9 protein-coding genes and 1 pseudogene are annotated in these 17,398 nt (G+C 69.6%); 3 read left to right on the forward strand and 7 right to left on the reverse strand.

Annotated features, from left to right (window positions below):
* Positions 1-3: 3 nt before the first annotated feature.
* A complete protein-coding gene (locus POL72_RS27195; protein WP_272098554.1) occupies positions 4-1,494 on the forward strand; it encodes a flavin-containing monooxygenase in 1,491 nt (496 codons plus the stop codon).
* Here POL72_RS27195 and POL72_RS27200 read toward each other — a convergent pair.
* Positions 1,491-1,883: a hypothetical protein gene (locus POL72_RS27200; protein ID WP_272098555.1), complete on the reverse strand. Its 393-nt coding sequence runs from the start codon at positions 1,881-1,883 to the stop codon at positions 1,491-1,493. The genes POL72_RS27195 and POL72_RS27200 overlap by 4 nt on opposite strands.
* Positions 1,884-2,536: 653 nt before the next feature.
* Between POL72_RS27200 and POL72_RS27205 the strand changes: the two genes are divergently transcribed.
* Entirely contained in the window at positions 2,537-3,409 is an 873-nt protein-coding gene (locus tag POL72_RS27205; protein ID WP_272098556.1) for a hypothetical protein, read from the forward strand.
* Positions 3,410-3,497: 88 nt separating this feature from the next.
* On the opposite strand, the gene POL72_RS27210 is transcribed toward POL72_RS27205, so the two are convergent.
* From POL72_RS27210 to POL72_RS27220, 3 genes are all read right to left on the reverse strand, one after another.
* Entirely contained in the window at positions 3,498-5,018 is a 1,521-nt protein-coding gene (locus tag POL72_RS27210; protein WP_272098557.1) for a hypothetical protein, read from the reverse strand.
* Between the two features lie 122 nt (positions 5,019-5,140).
* A complete protein-coding gene (locus POL72_RS27215; RefSeq protein WP_272098558.1) occupies positions 5,141-6,037 on the reverse strand; it encodes a fibro-slime domain-containing protein in 897 nt (298 codons plus the stop codon).
* 141 nt (positions 6,038-6,178) lie between these two features.
* The gene (locus tag POL72_RS27220) at positions 6,179-6,850 is read right to left on the reverse strand and encodes a hypothetical protein (protein ID WP_272098560.1); all 672 of its coding nucleotides are present in this window, start codon (positions 6,848-6,850) and stop codon (positions 6,179-6,181) included.
* 164 nt (positions 6,851-7,014) lie between these two features.
* Between POL72_RS27220 and POL72_RS27225 the strand changes: the two genes are divergently transcribed.
* Complete coding sequence (locus tag POL72_RS27225; RefSeq protein ID WP_272098562.1) at positions 7,015-12,696, forward strand: AAA family ATPase; 5,682 nt, start codon at positions 7,015-7,017, stop codon at positions 12,694-12,696.
* A 25-nt stretch (positions 12,697-12,721) separates the two neighbouring features.
* Here POL72_RS27225 and POL72_RS52310 read toward each other — a convergent pair whose 3' ends face one another.
* From POL72_RS52310 to POL72_RS27240, 3 genes and pseudogenes are all read right to left on the reverse strand, one after another.
* Complete coding sequence (locus POL72_RS52310) at positions 12,722-13,456, reverse strand: biotin/lipoyl-containing protein (RefSeq protein ID WP_307730636.1); 735 nt, start codon at positions 13,454-13,456, stop codon at positions 12,722-12,724.
* Positions 13,457-14,345: 889 nt separating this feature from the next.
* Positions 14,346-15,638 (reverse strand): annotated as a pseudogene (locus POL72_RS52315) (biotin carboxylase N-terminal domain-containing protein); the annotation flags it as partial.
* Positions 15,639-15,640: 2 nt separating this feature from the next.
* Positions 15,641-17,344, reverse strand: a complete 1,704-nt coding sequence (locus POL72_RS27240) for an acyl-CoA carboxylase subunit beta (RefSeq protein WP_272098564.1) — start codon at positions 17,342-17,344, stop codon at positions 15,641-15,643.
* Between the last annotated feature and the right edge of the window lie 54 nt (positions 17,345-17,398).

Raw genomic sequence — 17,398 nt, forward strand, 5'->3', positions numbered from 1 at the left:
AGCATGTCCACCGAGCACTTCGACGTCCTGATCGTAGGCGCCGGCCTCTCCGGCATCGGCGCCGGCTACCACCTCCAGACGCGTTGCCCGGGCAAGCGGTATGCGATCCTCGAGGGGCGCAGCGCGATCGGCGGTACCTGGGACCTGTTCCGTTACCCTGGAGTCCGCTCCGACTCGGACATGTTCACGCTCGGCTACTCCTTCCGCCCCTGGAAGGAGGCCAAGGCGATCGCGGACGGGAGTTCGATCCGCGACTACGTGCGCGACACGGCCCGGGAGCTCGGCATCGACCGGCACATCCGGTTCAATCACCGGGTTCGATCCGCGTCATGGTCCTCGGAGCACGCGCGGTGGACCGTCGAGGTGGACGTCGGCCCAGGCGAGGAGCTCGTCCGCTACTCCTGCAGCTTCCTTTATATCTGCAGCGGCTACTACCGCTACGAGAGCGGGTATACGCCCAGCTTTCCCGGCCGCGACGACTTCCAGGGACAGCTCGTGCACCCCCAGCAGTGGCCGGAGGATCTCGACTACCGTGGCAAGCGCGTCGTCGTCATCGGCAGCGGCGCCACGGCCGTGACGCTCGTGCCCGCGATGGCCGCCGACGCAGCGCATGTGACGATGCTCCAGCGCTCACCGAGCTACATCGCCTCGTTGCCCTCGGAGGACCCGATAGCGAACGCGATCCGCGAGCACCTGCCGGAGCGGATGGCCCACCGCGTCGCCCGCTGGAAGAACGTCGCGCTCAGCCTGCTCATCTACCAGATCTGTCAACGCGCGCCGCGGCTGGCCAGGCGGATGCTCCGCGGCGGCGTCGCCCGGCATCTGCCGCCCGACTTCGACATCGATACACACTTCAACCCTCGCTACGATCCGTGGGATCAGCGCCTCTGCCTGGTGCCGGACGCCGATCTCTTCCGTGCGGTGAAGGAGGGGCGCGCCTCGGTGGTCACCGACAGCATCCGGACGTTCACGAAGAACGGCGTCCTGCTCGAGTCGGGCAAGGAGCTCCAGGCGGACATCATCGTGACGGCGACGGGCCTGGAGCTCCTGCTCTGCGGCGGCATCCGCATCGCCGTCGACGGCGACGTCCTCGATCCCGGCAGGTCGTTCATCTACAAGGGGTTGATGCTGGGCGGCGTCCCGAACTTCGCGCTCTGCCTCGGCTACACGAACGCCTCGTGGACGCTCCGCGCGGAGCTGGCCTCGACGTACGTCTGCCGGCTGCTCAACCACATGGATCGCCACGGCTACCGGCAGTGCTTGCCGCGCCCTGATGAATCCGTCCTCGATCCTCGGCCGCTGCTCGGCCTGACGTCGGGCTACGTGCGGCGCTCGGTGGACCACCTGCCCAAGCAGGGATCGAAGGCGCCGTGGTACTTCCGCCAGAACTACGTGCTCGATCTGCTCGCGATGAAGCTCGGCCCGGTGGACGACGGCACCATGGTCTTCTCGAGGCGAGGGGACCAGGAACGAACTTGGGGAACGCCGTTCTAGTCTACACAGGGCGCTTCGACAGGGTAGTTGGTACCCGTCCATACCGCCGCGTCGGGGACGTAGTAGCCATTGTCGAGCTTGTACCAGAGGTTGTTGCCATTCACATAATCGCCTCTCGTGTGGCAGACGAGGCTGACCATGGCGCCGACCTGAACGGCCATGGCCACCGGGCCGTTGGCGTTGGGGGTGAAGCGCAGAAAGACACGCCGGACAAAGACATTCGGCCCCGCATAGATGGGCGCCCGGGTGAGGGCGCTCGAGGCCTCTTCGACGATCTCCTCGTTCATCCCCGTCGCTTCGTCGCTCGATCCGGTTGCCGTCATGCAGCCCATGATCCCGGTCGTGGCCAATATCGCCAGCAGCGCCGTGTGTCTCCTGATGTACGTCATGTCGTCCCCCGATGTGGTACTGGTGCAATCGAGTCGAGATGGGCGCAGGACCACGCAAGCGTCCTCTCGCGCCGGCGAGGCTACGCCGACGCTCATCATATAATATCCGGATCCGATCCGTCCACATGCCGCGCACACACCCGGTCGGTCGCGACCCTCATCGTGTGATAGACCTCCGTGAAGTGGAGAATGGAATCGGGAAAGAGAGCTGAGGGCGGAGAGCCATGACGCCCGGCGGCGCCGCGTGAAATCTCGGCGTTCGAGGACAAGGTCGTCCAAGGCGCCATGCGCGAGATGCTGGAAGTTGCTGGATGCGCAGGTCGGTGTCGCGAGCGGAGCTCTGGCGCGGTCCCTGCCAGAAACACGACGCCCTGGCGGGGTCGCGCTGTGAAGGTGCTCGGGGCTTCCTCTGCGCAACAAGGACGCGACGGGGCCTCTGCGCTACGCGGCGCTCGTCGCGCTGCTCTTCGCCGTGCGCATGGGGATGCGGCGGAAAAAATGAGGAGCAGGCGCGTCGGCGCACCTCCAGCGCGCGCGCTTATGCTAACAACCGCGCCGGTCGTCCGAACGTGGGCGAGCTGGCCATGGACGACCGGAAGCGGCCATTTTCACGGCCGCCTCGACGCGCGGGCCAGCGATGCATGGAGCTTTGGATGAGGTACAACCTGTTCGTTGGATTGCTTGCCTTGCCCCTCCTGGGTTGCGGATCGGATCCTGCTGACGCTGACGACGCGGGCGCGACGACGACGGGCGCCACGACGAGCACGGGCTCCGCGGGGACGGGAGGTGGTGCGGGCGGGGAATCCCCGGGCTGCGCTCCGACCGCGGCGCCGGACGTCACGGATGTCTCCGGCACCTGGGCGTACCGCGCCATCGGGTCGCAGCTCACGCAGGCGCAGGGGCTCCCGCCGTTCCAGACGCGCATCGTCAGCGTGATGCTCATCACGCAGCAGCAGAATGGAGACGCCATCTCCTTGCAGGGCACATATTGCGACCATTACACCGAGGACCCGGACGCGATCGTGCACGCCGTCATCCCGGACAGCTTCCGCGGGGCGCTCGCGCCGGTGACCCGCGAGGGCACGTTCGCGGCGGGCGAAGGGGGGCTCCGCTACGAGCTCGGGCCCCTCCACGAGGTGATCGGCGCGGCGCTCGACGACCCGACGCAGGACGAGCTACCCACGGATCCGGCGGACGCTCGCGTCGTCGATCAGGACGAGGATGGACACCCGGGCATGACGGTTCAGCTCCAGGGGCTCATCGACGGGTCGGTGTATGTGGCCGAGCGGGCGCGGACCGAGCTCGACGGCGTTGCGGTCGCGACCGATCGCATCGAGGGTCGACTCGGGTTCGTGTCGGAGCAGAGCGTGCTCGAGACGGATCCTGCGAGCCTCAAGGCGACCATGGCCGCCTCGAGGACGTATCCCGATCCGGAGGAGTGCAACAGCACCTTCGTGATGGTCCGCACACCAGACGACGCGGACTGCGCCTGGATCAAGGAAAGGGCCGACACGCTCTTCCAGTAAAGCCCCTCCCGGCGGTCGCGGCGCGCCGCGTGACCCAGCGCCGCCGGGTCACCGATCCATCAAGAGGACGCCGGCTTCGCTGTGTGGCTCACTCGGGCAGCCGCAGGACGAAGCCGGCGCCGGCCAGCCATCCGCCGCTCGAGAAGCCGGGATAACCCGGGTTGTTCGTCTGCAGCCCCTCGACACCGTCGAGCGGCTCACCGCTCACGATGTCGACCAGGTTGTCGGGGACCTCGTCGAACACGGGGTTCCTGGCGGACGGGCTCTTCGACACCTCCCGCGGCACGAGCAGCTGGCCGTGCAGGAACGCTCCCACCCCGAAGTCGGCGCCGAAGAGCGACACCGGCGTCTCGAACGAGGCGGCGACCGCGAGGCGCGCGTTGTCGACGTGGTTGGTCCTGCCGGTCTGGTCCGGCACCGGAGACGGCGTGAAGGCCACGTCGGCAGAGAGCCTGCGGCTCCCCAGCACGACCGCGCCGCCGAGCCCCACGGACACAGTGCTCGACCACGGGTCCGGCGGGGCCTCGGCGTGCCGATCGCGGTACTCCGACCACCGCGTCAGGAGCGCGTGCCCGCCGATCTCCCAGGCGGGCAGCGCCGGGCCCTTCGAGCGCGCGGCGCGCTCGCCCCCTCGGTCTCCGCTCGGCGGGCCCGTGACCGAGGCCCCGACGCTGACGCGCGTCGGCTGGTGGCCGAGCGTCAAGCGATAGGCCTGCGGGACCGAGCTCTCGCCCTCCGGATAGGTGGTGTTCCAGAAGCGGATCCTGTTCTCACCGTCGGTGTCCGACGCCGAGGCGAGGTGGAGCGTGGCCGAGAGGCGCAGCCAGGGGGCTGGGCTGGTCGCGAAGGCGAAGTAAGGAGCGAAGACGCTCTCGACCTCCACGTCGGGGTTGATGAGGGCGGTCCGCTGGTCGCTCGCGTCGGGCACGTGGACGGCGGTCCGCGCGCTGGTGCCGATCGTGACGTCGACCCCCGCCCCCACGGATAACCAGCGGGTGATCCGGCCCGCCATCGACACGGCCAGGCTGGTGACCGACAAGCGATCTCCCAGCAGCTCGAACTCCAGCCGATTCGAGAAGTACTGCGCGCGCTCGTCGGCGAAGAAGGCCCGCTGCTCCTGGAAGCTCCTGAGCGGCAGCAGGGCGTAGAAGCCCAGGACGAGGCGGTCCTCGTAGAGCGGCCTCACGAACCCGAGGGTCGCGTACGTGTTGGTCTGCCGGTCGCGCGTGTCAGCCCGCGGGCTCGGGAGCTTCGACCCCGGCATGGGCCGGTGGGTGAGCCGTGAGGTCGAGCCGTCCGGATTCCGGATCTGGCCATCGTACACCGACTCGGGCACGTCGACGCCCGGAGGGCGCGCGGCGAGGGTGATGTCGCCGTGCGTGACGAGCACGAAGAAGCCCGCTTGCGTCGTCGCCGCCGCGTACGGCAGGAGCGCCGGGTTGAAGAACGCGGCCTCGGGTCCCCGCGCGAGCGCCCGTGCGTTCAGCCCGTTGGCGCTCGTGGGAGCGCCGGTGATCTCCAGCGCGCCCGACGCGCGGACGGCCTCGGCATGGAGGAGCAAGGCGGACGCCAGCGCGAACGGCGCGGCGACGCAGATTTTGTGCGGCATAGGCGATCGAGGCGCGGGAGTCTGCCGGAAGGTCGGCCGCGAGGTCAAGCCGTGAGACGAGCAATGGCCCCTCTGGCCGCTCGCGCGGCTGAGCCTCGAGGCGCACGTGAGCGCGCTCGGCGCTACCTCAGGATCGGGGCGCAGTTCGTGAACTTGAACGACGTCATGATCGTGAAGCTCGACCCTCCGCCCCGGCGCTCCGCGTAGAAGAAGTCGAGCGGATACTGCTTGCCGGGCTCGATGCCGAGCTCCTCGGCGTTCGCGTCGAGATCGAGCTGCGCCGGGGTCGAGACGTGGAGCCCGCCGAGGTCGATCGCGAGGCGCCTGTTGATGAACACCCAGAGATCGTCGTCACCGACGAACATGAAGACACCGCCGGGCCGGTACTCGAACGTCATGTGGAGCTCGTAGGTGAAGCCGTAGTTGTGCTCCCGCTGCTCGTTGCCCCACCCCTGATCGTCGATCGGGAAGAACTGCGGCGCCGCGAATTCTCCGAGGCCGCGGTCGCTCAGCTCGAGAGGGACGTCGTACCGGATCCGTACGTTGACCGTGGGGTCGTCGTGATACCATTGATAAAACGCCTCGGGCCCGGTCGTCTGCTCCGTGCCGCCCTCATGGGCATAGACCGGCTTGTCGTCGGGGCCGAGCTCCGGCTTGACGATCCCTTTCAGGCCGTCGCCCACGAACGACTCGAAATCGGGGTGCCCGCCGGGAGAGCCGGAGGCCTTGAAGTCGCGCACCAGCCCGGCGAGCTTCGGCTCGCAACGCTCGTCTCCGCCAGCGCCGGCGCTGCCTTGGGCGGAGCCGCCGCCGGCGCCGGGATCGAGGATGCCGGGGTCGTCACCGCCGGCGGTGGACGAGGACGAGGCGGGCGACGACGACGTCGTGGCGCCGAGGTCGCGACCGATGACGGCGATCTCGGTGGTGCACCCCGCGAGCGCCATGCCCGTCGAGAGAAGGAAGGCCAGGAATCGAGGGGTGCTCGCGCGGGTGGCCGCCGCGGGCTGTGCTAGCTTCATCGAGATCGTCTCCTGCCGCATGGATGCCGCCGAGCTTGCCGATCCTTCAGGCAAAACCACGTGAACGCGTCGTTTCATGGGGCGCTGCCTGCAGGGGCCCTGCGTGGCCGCGATCGCTTCACGGACGCTCGCCGCGGAGCCTCAGCTCCAGTGTGCTGTCAACTCGAGGTGATCGTCGTTGTCGCCGCCGCCGGCGATGATGCGCTGGCGGACATGGTTGGCGCCGCCGATCACGAGGAGCTGCTCGCAGGAGCCGATGACTTCGGTCCACATGTTCTCATCGAAGCCGTGGCAGTGGATCCAGAGAGCGCGGGTGAAGCCGCGGCGGGATTCGAGGACCCGGACGTGGCCGGCGGAGTAGTAGTTGGAGAAGACGCGCTGGCCGAGGGAGAAGAGGGTGGAAGGGGAGATGAGGCCAGCGATGACCTTGTAGATGCCGCTCATGTCGTCGTGGGTACACTGGCGGCCAATCTGGTGGATGAGCTCTTTGCCTTCGCCGCTGGCGCGCCGGATGGCCTGGAACAGGTCCTTGTACCAGGCGATCGGGTACCAGCCGGTGGAGACGAGGCTGCCATAGCGGATGCCGTCGCGCAGCGGTTCACACATCGCATCGAGGCTGAGCTTCTGGACAGGCTCGCCGCGCAGCTTGCCAAAGCTCGCATAGACGGAGCGAAACGCCACCCCCTTGACCCTGGGTTCGTCGGTCATCCGATCGCGCGAGCCCCCTCGGCAATAAGGGTACCGCAACGCGCGGGGGTAGGCCAGATTGTTGCCCTTCTCACCGGCGTCGAAGAGTACAATCGTCTCCCACATGTAGCAGCCCGAACCGTTCGATTTTCACGCCGCTTTCCCGCGGCCCGCCTTTTGGATGGCCCCGCCTGACCGGGCCACCACCCTGGAGCGGAGTTCATGGGGGGCAGGCAGCCACAGCCATGGCCCCGAGCGACGTGGAGCGTCGCCACCTCAGGTCATCCCCCATGACTCCAGCCGCACAGTACACGATCCTCGAGACGCTCTCCGGCGGGGGGAGGGCGGTCGTTCATCGCGCGCGGAGGGACGTCGACGGCCACCCGGTCCTCCTCAAGGCGCTCGACCCGCGGCGCAGCGGGCCGAAGGAGCTCGAGCAGCTCAGGCGCGAATACGAGATCGGAGCGCTGTTCGACACCCCCGCCGTCGTCCGGCCGCTTGCCCTCGAGACGTACCAAGGGATGCCCGCCCTCGTCCTCGAGGACGAAGGGGCTGACTCCCTCGATCGCCTGCTCGGCGAGCCGATGCCGATGGATCGGTTCCTCCCGGTCGCCGTCCGCATCGCCGGCGCGGTCGCGGAGATCCACGGCAAGGACATCCTCCACAAGGACCTGAAGCCCCAGAACATCCTCGTGATCCCCGCGAGCGGCGAGGTGAAGATCACCGGGTTCGGCCTCGCGTCCCGTCTCCCCCGGGAGCGCCGGCCCACGCAGCCGGCGCGCCTCATCGAGGGCTCGCTGCCCTACCTCGCGCCGGAGCGGACAGGGCGGACCAACCGGGCGATCGACCGCCGCGCCGATCTCTACTCGCTCGGCGTCACCTTCTTTCAGATGCTCACCGGGAGGCTCCCCTTCGAGGCGAACGATCCCGTCGAGTGGGTCCACTGTCACGTCGCGCACGCCCCGCCGAGCGCCTCGGAGGTCGTCCCCGAGGTGCCCGACGCCGTCGCGCAGATCGTCCTCAAGCTCCTCTCCAAGGCGCCCGAGGACCGCTATCAGAGCGCCCGCGGCCTCCTGCGCGATCTGGAGAGGTGCCTCGCCGAGTGGACCCAGAGCGGGACGATCGAGCCGTTCACGCCGGGGGAGCGCGACGTGTCCGATCAGCTCCAGATCCCCCAGAGGCTCTACGGGCGGGACGCGGAGATCGCCGTCCTGAAGGGGGCGTTCGACCGCGTGGCTGCGACGGGTACACCGGAGCTCGCGCTCGTCTCCGGGTACTCCGGCATCGGCAAGAGCGGGCTCGTCCACGAGATCGAGGCGCCGGTCGTCCGGGAGGGGGGCTTCTTCATCTCGGGGAAGTTCGACCAGTACAAGCGCGACATCCCCTATGCCACGCTCGTCCAGGCCTTCCGGGAGCTCGTGCGCTGGATCCTCGCGGAGAGCGAGGCGCAGATCGCCGCCTGGAGGCGGCGGCTCATCGAGGCCTTGGGAATCCACGCCCAGCTCATCGTCGACGTGATCCCGGAGGTCGCGCTCGCCATCGGGCGGCCGCCGCCTGCCCCGGAGCTGCCGCCGGTCGAAGCGCAGAACCGGTTCCGCAGGGTGTTCCAGCGCTTCATCGGGGTGTTCGCCCGGCACGAGCACCCCCTCGCGCTGTTCCTCGACGACCTGCAGTGGGCCGACTCGGCCAGCCTCGGGCTGCTCCAGGAGATATTGACGCACGCGGAGGTGCGGGACGTCCTCGTCATCGGCGCGTACCGCGACAACGAGGTGTCCGCCTCTCACCCGCTCCTGCGGAGCCTCTCCGAGGTGCGGCAGGCGGGTGCCCGCGTCTCGGACATCGTGCTCGGTCCCATCCCGCCCGCAGCGCTCGCCAGGTTCGTCGGCGAGGCCCTCCACTGCGCCGTCGAGGACGCCGCGCCGCTCGCCGAGCTGATCCAGGACAAGACGGCGGGCAATCCCTTCTTTGCCATCCAGTTCCTCACCGAGCTCCACGAAGAGCGCCTGATCGAGCGCGACGAGCGGAGCGGCCGGTTCCGGTGGGACGTCGCGAGGATCCGCGAGAAGGGCTTCACGGACAACGTGGTCGACCTGATGGTCGCAAAGCTCCGGAGGCTGCCCCCGGCGACGCAGGAGGCGTTGAAACAGCTCGCCTGTCTGGGGAACACCGCGGAGATCGCGCTCCTCGCGATGGTCCACGGCGGCCTGGAAGAGGGCACGCGGGCGGACCTCTGGGAGGCCATCCGGGCGGGGCTGGTCCTCGATCTGGACGGCACGTGCAAGTTCCTCCACGACCGGGTCCAGGAAGCGGCCTACTCGCTGGTGCCGGAGGAGCAGCGGGCCGCAGAGCACCTCCGGATCGGCCGGCTCCTCGCGTCGCGGTTGCCCGAGGACGCGATCGCGGAGCGGATCTTCGACGTCGCGAACCAGTGGAACCGCGGCGCCCATCTCATCACCGATCCGCGCGAAAAGGAGGCGCTCTGCCGGCTCGACTTCCTGGCAGGGACGAAGGCGAAGGCCGCGATCGCCTATGCGTGTGCGCAGATTTACCTCGCCCAGGCTTCATCCCTCTTGCCCGAGGACGCCTGGAGCAGGCGGTACGAAGAGACGCTCGCGATCCACCTGGATCTCGCCGAATGCGAGTGCCTCATCGGTGACTTCCAGCGGGCGGACGATCGGTTCGACCTCATCCTCGCGCGCGCACGCTCACCGCTCGACCGCGCCAAGGCCCATCGGCTCCGCCTGCGCCTTTATCAGATCGCCGGGCGGCTCGGCGACGCCGTGAGCACCATGGTCGAGGCGGTGCGCCTCTTCGGGGTGACCTTCCCGGAGTCCGAAGACGAGATCCAGGCCGCGGTGGAGGCCGAGCTCCAGAGGGTCCCCGTCCTCCTGCGCGGGCGCGCCATCGCCGATCTCGCGCTCGCACCGACGACCACGGACGAGCGCGTGCGGGCCATCATCGGATTGCTCGTCGAGGCGATGGCTCCGACGTACAGCACGCGACCGGCGTACTGGCCCCTGGTCATCGCCAAGGCATTGAGCTTCTCCTTGGAGTATGGAAACTGCGAAGAGTCCGCCTTCGTCTACAGTTGTTATGCCGCCCTGCTGGTATCGAGGTGCGGCGACATATCCTGGGGGTGCCAGTTCTCCGAAATGGCGCTCAGGCTGAACGAGAGGTTCAACGGCCTGGCGCTGAAGGGGAGGCTGCTCTTCCACCACGCGGCCCTCGTCTCTATCTGGCGCGTGCGCTTCGCGACGCTCCTTCCCACGATGGAGCAGGCGTGGGCCGCTTGCTTCGATGTCGGGGACTTCGTCTTTGCTGGTTATGCTTCCTTCAACCTGGTGTGGCTCGTCGTGGAGAGCGGCGGCTCGATCGAGCAGATCATCGAGGCGTCGCGCAAGTACGCGTCGTTGGCCGAGAAGAGCCACCACGACCTGGCGCGCCGCCTCCTCAGGACCGAGGAGCAATTCGCGGCGAGCCTGAAGGGGGCGACACGAGCGCCCACGAGCTTCAACGACGATACCTATGACGAGGTGGAGTGTGTCCTCGCGATGGAAAAGGCTGGCTTCGGGATCGGGGTCGCCTTCTTTCACGTCATGAAGCAGGTCGCGGCGTTCATCGACGGACGATACGCCGAGGCGCGGCAGGCCGCGGCCCGCGCGGCGCCGATGCTGCGCGAGGTGATGGCCCTGGCGAACGAGGCGACGCACCACTTCTACTACGCGCTCACGCTGACGGCGATGTACGCAGATGCACCTGCCGCGGAACAACGGCAATTCGCAGCGCTCCTCGAGGTGCAATCGCGGAAATTGTCCTTCTGGGCAGAGCACTGCGCAGAGAACTTCCAGGACCGTCACGCCCTCGTCCAGGCCGAGGTCGCCCGGATCGAGGGCCGCCATCTCGACGCCGAGCGCCTCTTCGAGGAGGCCATCCGCTCGGCGCGCGACAATGGCTTCGTGCACAACGAAGCCGTGGCCTACGAGGTCGCGTCCCGGTTCTACCGGGCGCGAGGGCTCGAGGAGTTCGCCGATCTGTACCTCCGCAACGCCCGTGCCTGTTACGCCCGCTGGGGCGCCCACGGCAAGGTGAGGCACCTCGACCGGCAGAATCCCCACCTCGTCGAGCGGCGGTTTCCCCCGCCCACCGCCACCGTCGCGGTGGACTCCGATCAGCTCGACCTCTCCTCGGTGACCAAGGCCTCGCAGACCATCTCCGGTGAGATCGTGCTCGACGAGCTCCTGCGCACGCTGCTCCGGATCGTGCTCGAGCAGGGCGGCGCGGAGAGGGCCTGCCTCCTCCTGTGCCAGGATCAGGGCCTCTCGATCGAGGCGGAGGCGAGCCTCGGCGAGCGCGGGGCGACGACGACCCTCCTCGGCTCGGAGCCGCTGGACGGCTCGCTGCGCGTCCCCGCGTCGCTCGTCCACTACGCGAACCGCACCAAGGAGCGGGTCATCCTGAGCGGCGCCGCCGCCCACGCGCGCAAGTTCGCGGGCGACGGCTACTTCGCCCGGAGCCGGCCCAGGTCGGTGCTCTGCATGCCCATCCTCAGGCAGGCCGAGGTGGTCGGGCTGCTTTACCTCGAGAACAACCTCCTCGACGGTGCCTTCACCCCGGATCGGCTCGCCGCCCTGGAGCTGCTCGCCACGCAAGCGGCGATTTCGCTGGAGAACGCGCGGCTCCTCGCCAAGGAGCGGACGGCGAGGACGGCTGCCGAGGAGGCCGAGCGCCGATCCGCGTTCCTCGCCGAGGCGGGCGTCGTCCTGTCGGAATCGCTCGACTACGAGGTGACCTTCGCCCGCCTCGGCGAGTTCTGCGTCCAGACCCTGGCCGACTGGTGCTCGATCGATATCGTGGAAGACGGAGAGCTCCGCCGCCTGGCCTGTGCGCATGGAGATCCCGAGAAGGCGCCTGTCCTCGAGGAGCTTCAGCTCCGGTATCCGCCGCGCTGGGGCTCACCCCACGCGTCGATCACGGTCCTCCGCACGGGCGAGCCGCTCCTCATGCCGGAGCTGCCCGACGAGATCCTGCGGACGATGTGCGACGACGACGAGCACTTTCGGCTGGTCCGGGAGCTCGGCACGCGGACCGGGCTCTCGGTGCCGCTCGTGGTGCGCGGGCAGAGGCTCGGGGCGCTCACGCTCTCCTCGGGCACGCCGGGGCGTCGTTACGGGCGCGCCGACCTCGAGCTGGCGAAGGAGGTCGCGCACCGCGCGGCGCTCGCGATCGACAACGCCCGGCTCTACCGCGCCTCTCAGGAGGCCGTCCGCGCCCGCAGCGAGTTCCTCTCCGTCGCGTCCCACGAGCTGAATACGCCGCTGACCTCGCTCACGCTCTCGGTGCAGTCCCTTCGCCGCGCGGCGGGCGCGGGGCGCCCTGTGGATCCGCAGGTCATGGATCAGCGGCTCGAGCGCCTCTCGCGGCAGACGACCCGGCTGACCCGGCTCATCAACGATCTGCTCGACGTCTCGCACATCGAGTCGAGCCCGCGCGCGCTGGAGCTCGGCGACGTCGACCTCGGGGCCCTCGTCCGCGCGGTGGCTGCGCGCTTCGAGGCCGATCTGGCGAGGGCGCGCTGCTCGATCTCGATCCGCGGCGATGTGCCGGTCGTGGGACGCTGGGATCGGTCACGCCTCGACCAGGTCGTCACCAACCTCCTCGGCAACGCGATCAAGTTCGGCGCCGGCAAGCCCATCGAGATCGCCGTGGGCGCCGAGGACGGCGTGGCCCGGCTCGCGGTCCGGGACCACGGCATCGGCGTGGATCCGGCGCAGTGCAGCCGCATCTTCGAGCGCTTCGAGCGCGCCGTCTCGGAGCGGCACTACGGCGGGCTGGGCCTCGGCCTGTACATCAGCCGCAAGATTGTGGAGGACCACGGCGGCTCGATCCGGTGCGACTGCGAGCCCGGCGCCGGAGCCACCTTCATCGTCGAGCTCCCCTGCGCAGGGCCGCTGCCCCCGCCTCCCGCGGCGTGAGCAGGCTGTCCTGCTCGCAGCGGCCTCAGGTGCCCTCGGCGTCGAAGGTCGCGTCGACGTACCGCAGCGTCGCCTCGCGCCGGCGGCGGGCGCGGTCGGCCGAGTCCTCCTCCACGAGCACCTCGTCGGGCTTCACGCGGAAGAGCGGCTGGCCCTTCTGCACGATCGTCCCGTCGCCGCCGTCGATGAGCACCTCCTCGACAGTGCCGGAGCACGGCGCGAGCACCTTGTTGAACATCTTCATGACCTCGATCACGTAGAGCGGATCGCCGGCAGCGAAATGGCTGCCCTTGGTCACGAACGGAGGCCGGTCCGGCGCCTCCTGCGCGTAGAACATGCCGCCGGTGACCGCGACGATCTCGTTGGCCCGCATGGCGGGCGGCGGCGCGAGGACCTTGCGCATGCGGGCCGAGAGCTCGCGATCGAGCAGGCGCTCGGGGATGGCGACCGTGCCGTCCTCCCGCGCGCGGAGCTCGAAGAAGCGCGCGGCGTCCCCCGCGAGGACCAGCGCGTCGAGGAGCTCCAGGCCCGCCTGGAAGCCGAGGTGGGAGCCGCGAACCCGCCGCCAGAGCTCGGCGTCGTGGCCGTGAGGCGCGGTATCCCGGGACAGATGCGCTCGCAGCTCGGGCCACGGAGGCGCGCCGCCCGCCTGGCCCATCCGCTCGCCGACGCGCCGGTAGAAGCCGAGCGCCCGCGAGAGCACCTCCTGGTCGTGATCCCAGATCACATGGGCAGCGGGCGCCTGCGGCTGCGGCGTCATGTTGAGCAGCCAGTACGTGTCCGCGAGCACCTCGATCGGGTTCTTGCCAGCGCACCCGCCCAGACCGGATCTCGAACGACCCCATGTTCCGGCTGAGCCACGCCGACAGGAGGTGCGGCTCCGCGCAGATCTTCTCCACGGGGCGGCGCACCAGCGTGTCCTTCAGCGTGAAGACCTTCTTCAACGCTCCTCCGCCGCTCGCGTCCGTGGCGCCGGCCCGCGCCGCAAGGCGGCGCTCGTGGCGGACGCCGAGCTCGGCCCACATCGCGTCGAAGTCGAGCCCCCCGAGCTCCACCGCGAGCAGGCCGACCTGCGTGAGGTACGGGACCACGAAGCGCGTCGTCGGCTTCGCCCACACGCTCCGCGCGAGGAACCAGTGCACGAGCCCGTAATGAAACTGGAGGTTCGTGTGGAGATCGCTGCCGCGCAGCGTGGTCGTGCGCAGGATCTCGCAGATCCGCTGGTAGGCCTCCTCGCGCGACGCGCCGTAGGTCACGAGGAGCGCGATGTTGCTGTCGTAGGCGCCGGCGACCCGGTAATGCATGAACACCCCCGTGTCGGGGTTCTTCACGCAGATGCCCTGATCGTCGCGGATCTCGTGCGGGTGCGGATCGCTCCAGGACACGATGATCCCGGCCGCGTGGGGCTCCAGCGCGCCGTTCGTCGCGTTGAGGCGCGCCTCCACCGCGGACCCTTCCCGCCGGACGCGGATCGGCCGGGGCAGCCGCTCCCCGTGGCGCGCGAGGAGGACCATGCACTCGACGAGCGACGTCACCTCGAACGCGTCGGCCGGATCGGCCGGGTTCTCGAAGCGGAGAGCATAACAGAGCTCCGACACCCGGTGCTCGACCTGGATCCGGGTGTTGACCTCCATGAAGTAGTGATGATCCCCCTCGACGATGCACTCGAACGTCGAGGCCGAGTTCAGCCCGACCGCCTGCCCGAACCGCTCCGCCTCGGCCTCCATCCGGGCGAGCGACGCGAGCTCGCGCTCGAGCGACGCCGCGAGCGGAACCTCGCCGGCCGCGCGCGCACGCTCGATCGCCTCGAGCAGCCCCTCCTGCGTCATCGCGACCTCGAGCAGCTTTTGCTCGTGCATCTGCAGCGAGCAGTCGCGCCCGCCCAGCGCGACGCACCACGCGCCGTTGCCGATCAGCTGGATCTCGTTGTGCCGCGTCTCCTCGACGTTGAGCTCGAGCAGGATGTTCTTGTTGTCGCCGACGCCCGCGGCCTTCACCTCCGCGAGGACCTCCCGCGCCAGCGCGGGGACCTCGGCCGCCCGCGCCCGCGCCGCGGCCTCGGGGGCCGCCGCGTCGGGCGCGATGCCGGCGAGGAGCCGCTGCCCCTTGCCGCCGCCGCCGCCGATGGCCTTGAGCCGGATCCGTCGCCCCGGGTGGTGCGCGAGCAGCTCGGCCGCGCCCCGCTCGAGCTCCTCGCAGAGCTCGTCGGTCGTGTAGAGATCCACGCGCCGCGCGTACGCCGCCGCGAGCAGCGCGTCCGCTGCCTCGGCGAGCGGGACCCCGTCGGAGAGCCGCGCGCCCGCGGCGCCCTCGCCGAGCAGCCCGCGGTCTGCCGCGGCCGCGCGCAGCGCCGCGTGATCGGGCCACCTGCGGAGCACGATCCGCCGGGTCGCGTCGTCGATGCCGGGCGTCACGCTGACCGCGGTCGCGAGCGCCGTCCGCTTCGCCTCGTCCTTGAGCCCGGCGGCGCGCTGCACCGACGAGCGCGGGCCGATGAAGACGAGCCCCGCCTCCTCGAGCGTGCGCACGAACTCCTCGTCTTCGGCCATGAAGCCGTAGCCAGCGAACACGTGCGTATAGCCGCCGGCCCGGGCGATCGCGACGATCTCCTGCATCAGCTTGACGCGCTCGTCCTTGGTGGCGCCGGTATAGTCCTTCACCCTGTGCACGTGCGCCGGGTGGATGCAGCGCAGCTCCGGCGCCAGGGCGTGCGTGTAGACGATCGAGTCCTTCTCCGACAGGAGGATGCCGTAATGCTCGATCCCCATCTGGGCGAAGACATCCATCGCCTCTTTCCGGATCGGGCCCCGGCAGACGATCAGCGGCCGCACGTCGTCCGCGGCGAAGGAGCGCGCCCACGCCGAGCCCGAGCGGCCGAGCCTGCGGTCGCGCGCCACCCTCGGGTTGCGGTCGTAACCTCGCCTGGTCTCGAATCCATCCATGATCAATGGAACTCCCGCTGAACACCGGTGAACGGCCCTGGCTGGTAGTGCCGCAGCAGGAACTCGAGGTTCTCTGCGATCACCGAGCGGAGCTCGCGCGGCATCACGAGCCGCGAGATGGATCCCAGGCTGAGCCCCTCGCGCGGGTTCATGAGCTCCCGCTCGTAGCGCGCGCCGAACTCGGCCTCTCTCGCCTTCAGCCACGCCGCGGCCTCGTCGCGGGCCTCGGCCTTCGCCTTCGCCTCGTCGAGGCCGCGGCCGAGCCGCTCCTTGACGCCGGCCTTCTCCCTGGCGCTCGCCTGCGCGCGCACCTTGCGGAGCTCGTCCTTGTAGACGAACTCCTTGCCGGCAGGGCCCATCACCGCGACGCGCGTCGTGGGGAGCGCGAGCACGACGTCCGCGCCGGTCGCGTAGTTGTTGAACGAGGCATAGGCGCCGCCGAACGCGTTGCGCACGAGCAGCAGGATGCGCGGGGTGCGCACGTCGATGATCGCGTCGAGCATGGCCCGGCCGGCCTGCACGATGCCCATCGCCTCTTGCTCCCTGCCCGGGAGGAACCCTGTGGTGTCCTCCATGAAGAGGAGCGGGATGTTGTAGAGGTTGCAGAAGCGGATGAAGCGAGCGTTCTTGTACGCGGCCGCCACGTCGATCTGGCCCGACGCCACCGCGCTGTTGTTCGCCACGAAGCCGACGACGCGCCCGCCGACCCGCCCGAACGCGGTGATCGTGTTGCGCGCGCGCTGCGGCTGCACCTCGAAGTAGTCGCCGTGATCGCAGATGCGCTGGATGATGATGTTGATATCGAGCGGCGTGTTGTATCCCGTCGGCGACGAGATCGTCCTGCGGAGGAGCGTGTCGATCTCGGTCGTCTCCCGGCCCACCGGATCGCTCGTCCGCTGGAAAGGCGCGCTCTCGCGGTTGTTGCTCGGCAGGTAACCGAGCAGCCGGACGGTGGTGCGCAGCGCGCCCACCTCGTCTGGTACCGTGAGATCGGCCACCCCGGAGGCGCCGTGGACGCGCGGGCCGCCGAGGTCGTCGGGCGACACCACCTCCCCGAGGACCGATTTGACGACCGCCGCCCCGGTCAGGCCGAAGAACGTGCCGCCCGGCTGGATGACGAAGCTGCCCTGCCGCGGCAGGTAGGAGCCGCCGCCCGCGTTGAACCCGAACATGCACATGATGCTCGGGACCACGCCGCTGATCTTGCGCAGCGCCGCGAACGCCTCGGCGTAGCCGTCGAGCCCGCCCACGCCCGCGGGGACGTAGGCGCCGGCGCTGTCGTTGAGTCCGATGAGCGGGATCCCCCGCTCTCCCGCGAGCTGGAACAGCCGCGCGAGCTTGCGGCCGTTGGTCGCGTCCATCGACCCGGCGCGGACGGTGAAATCGTGGCCGTACAGCGCCACGTCGCGGCTGCCGATGCGCAGGATCGCCGTGACCAGCGAGGCGCCGTCCAGGTTGGGCCCCCAGTTCTCGAAGACGACCCGCGGCGGCTCGGGCGTGAGCACCCGGATGCGCTCCCAGATCGTCATCCGGCCTTTGCCGTGCTGCCGGATGATGTTCTCGGGGCCCGCGGAGACATAGGGGCGCCTGCGGAGCTCCTCGGCCTCCCGCAGCGCCGCGTCGTACGCCGACGCAGGCGCGGCCGGCGCCCCGGCTCCCTCGTCGAGCGGATCGTCGAGCGAGGGCACGAGGGCGGAGGGCTTCACGGCGACATCGTTGTGATCAAGAGGGCTCATGGACGGGCGAGGCGCTCTATATCA

This window comes from Sorangium aterium, from assembly GCF_028368935.1.
GTDB lineage: Bacteria > Myxococcota_A > Polyangia > Polyangiales > Polyangiaceae > Sorangium > Sorangium atrum.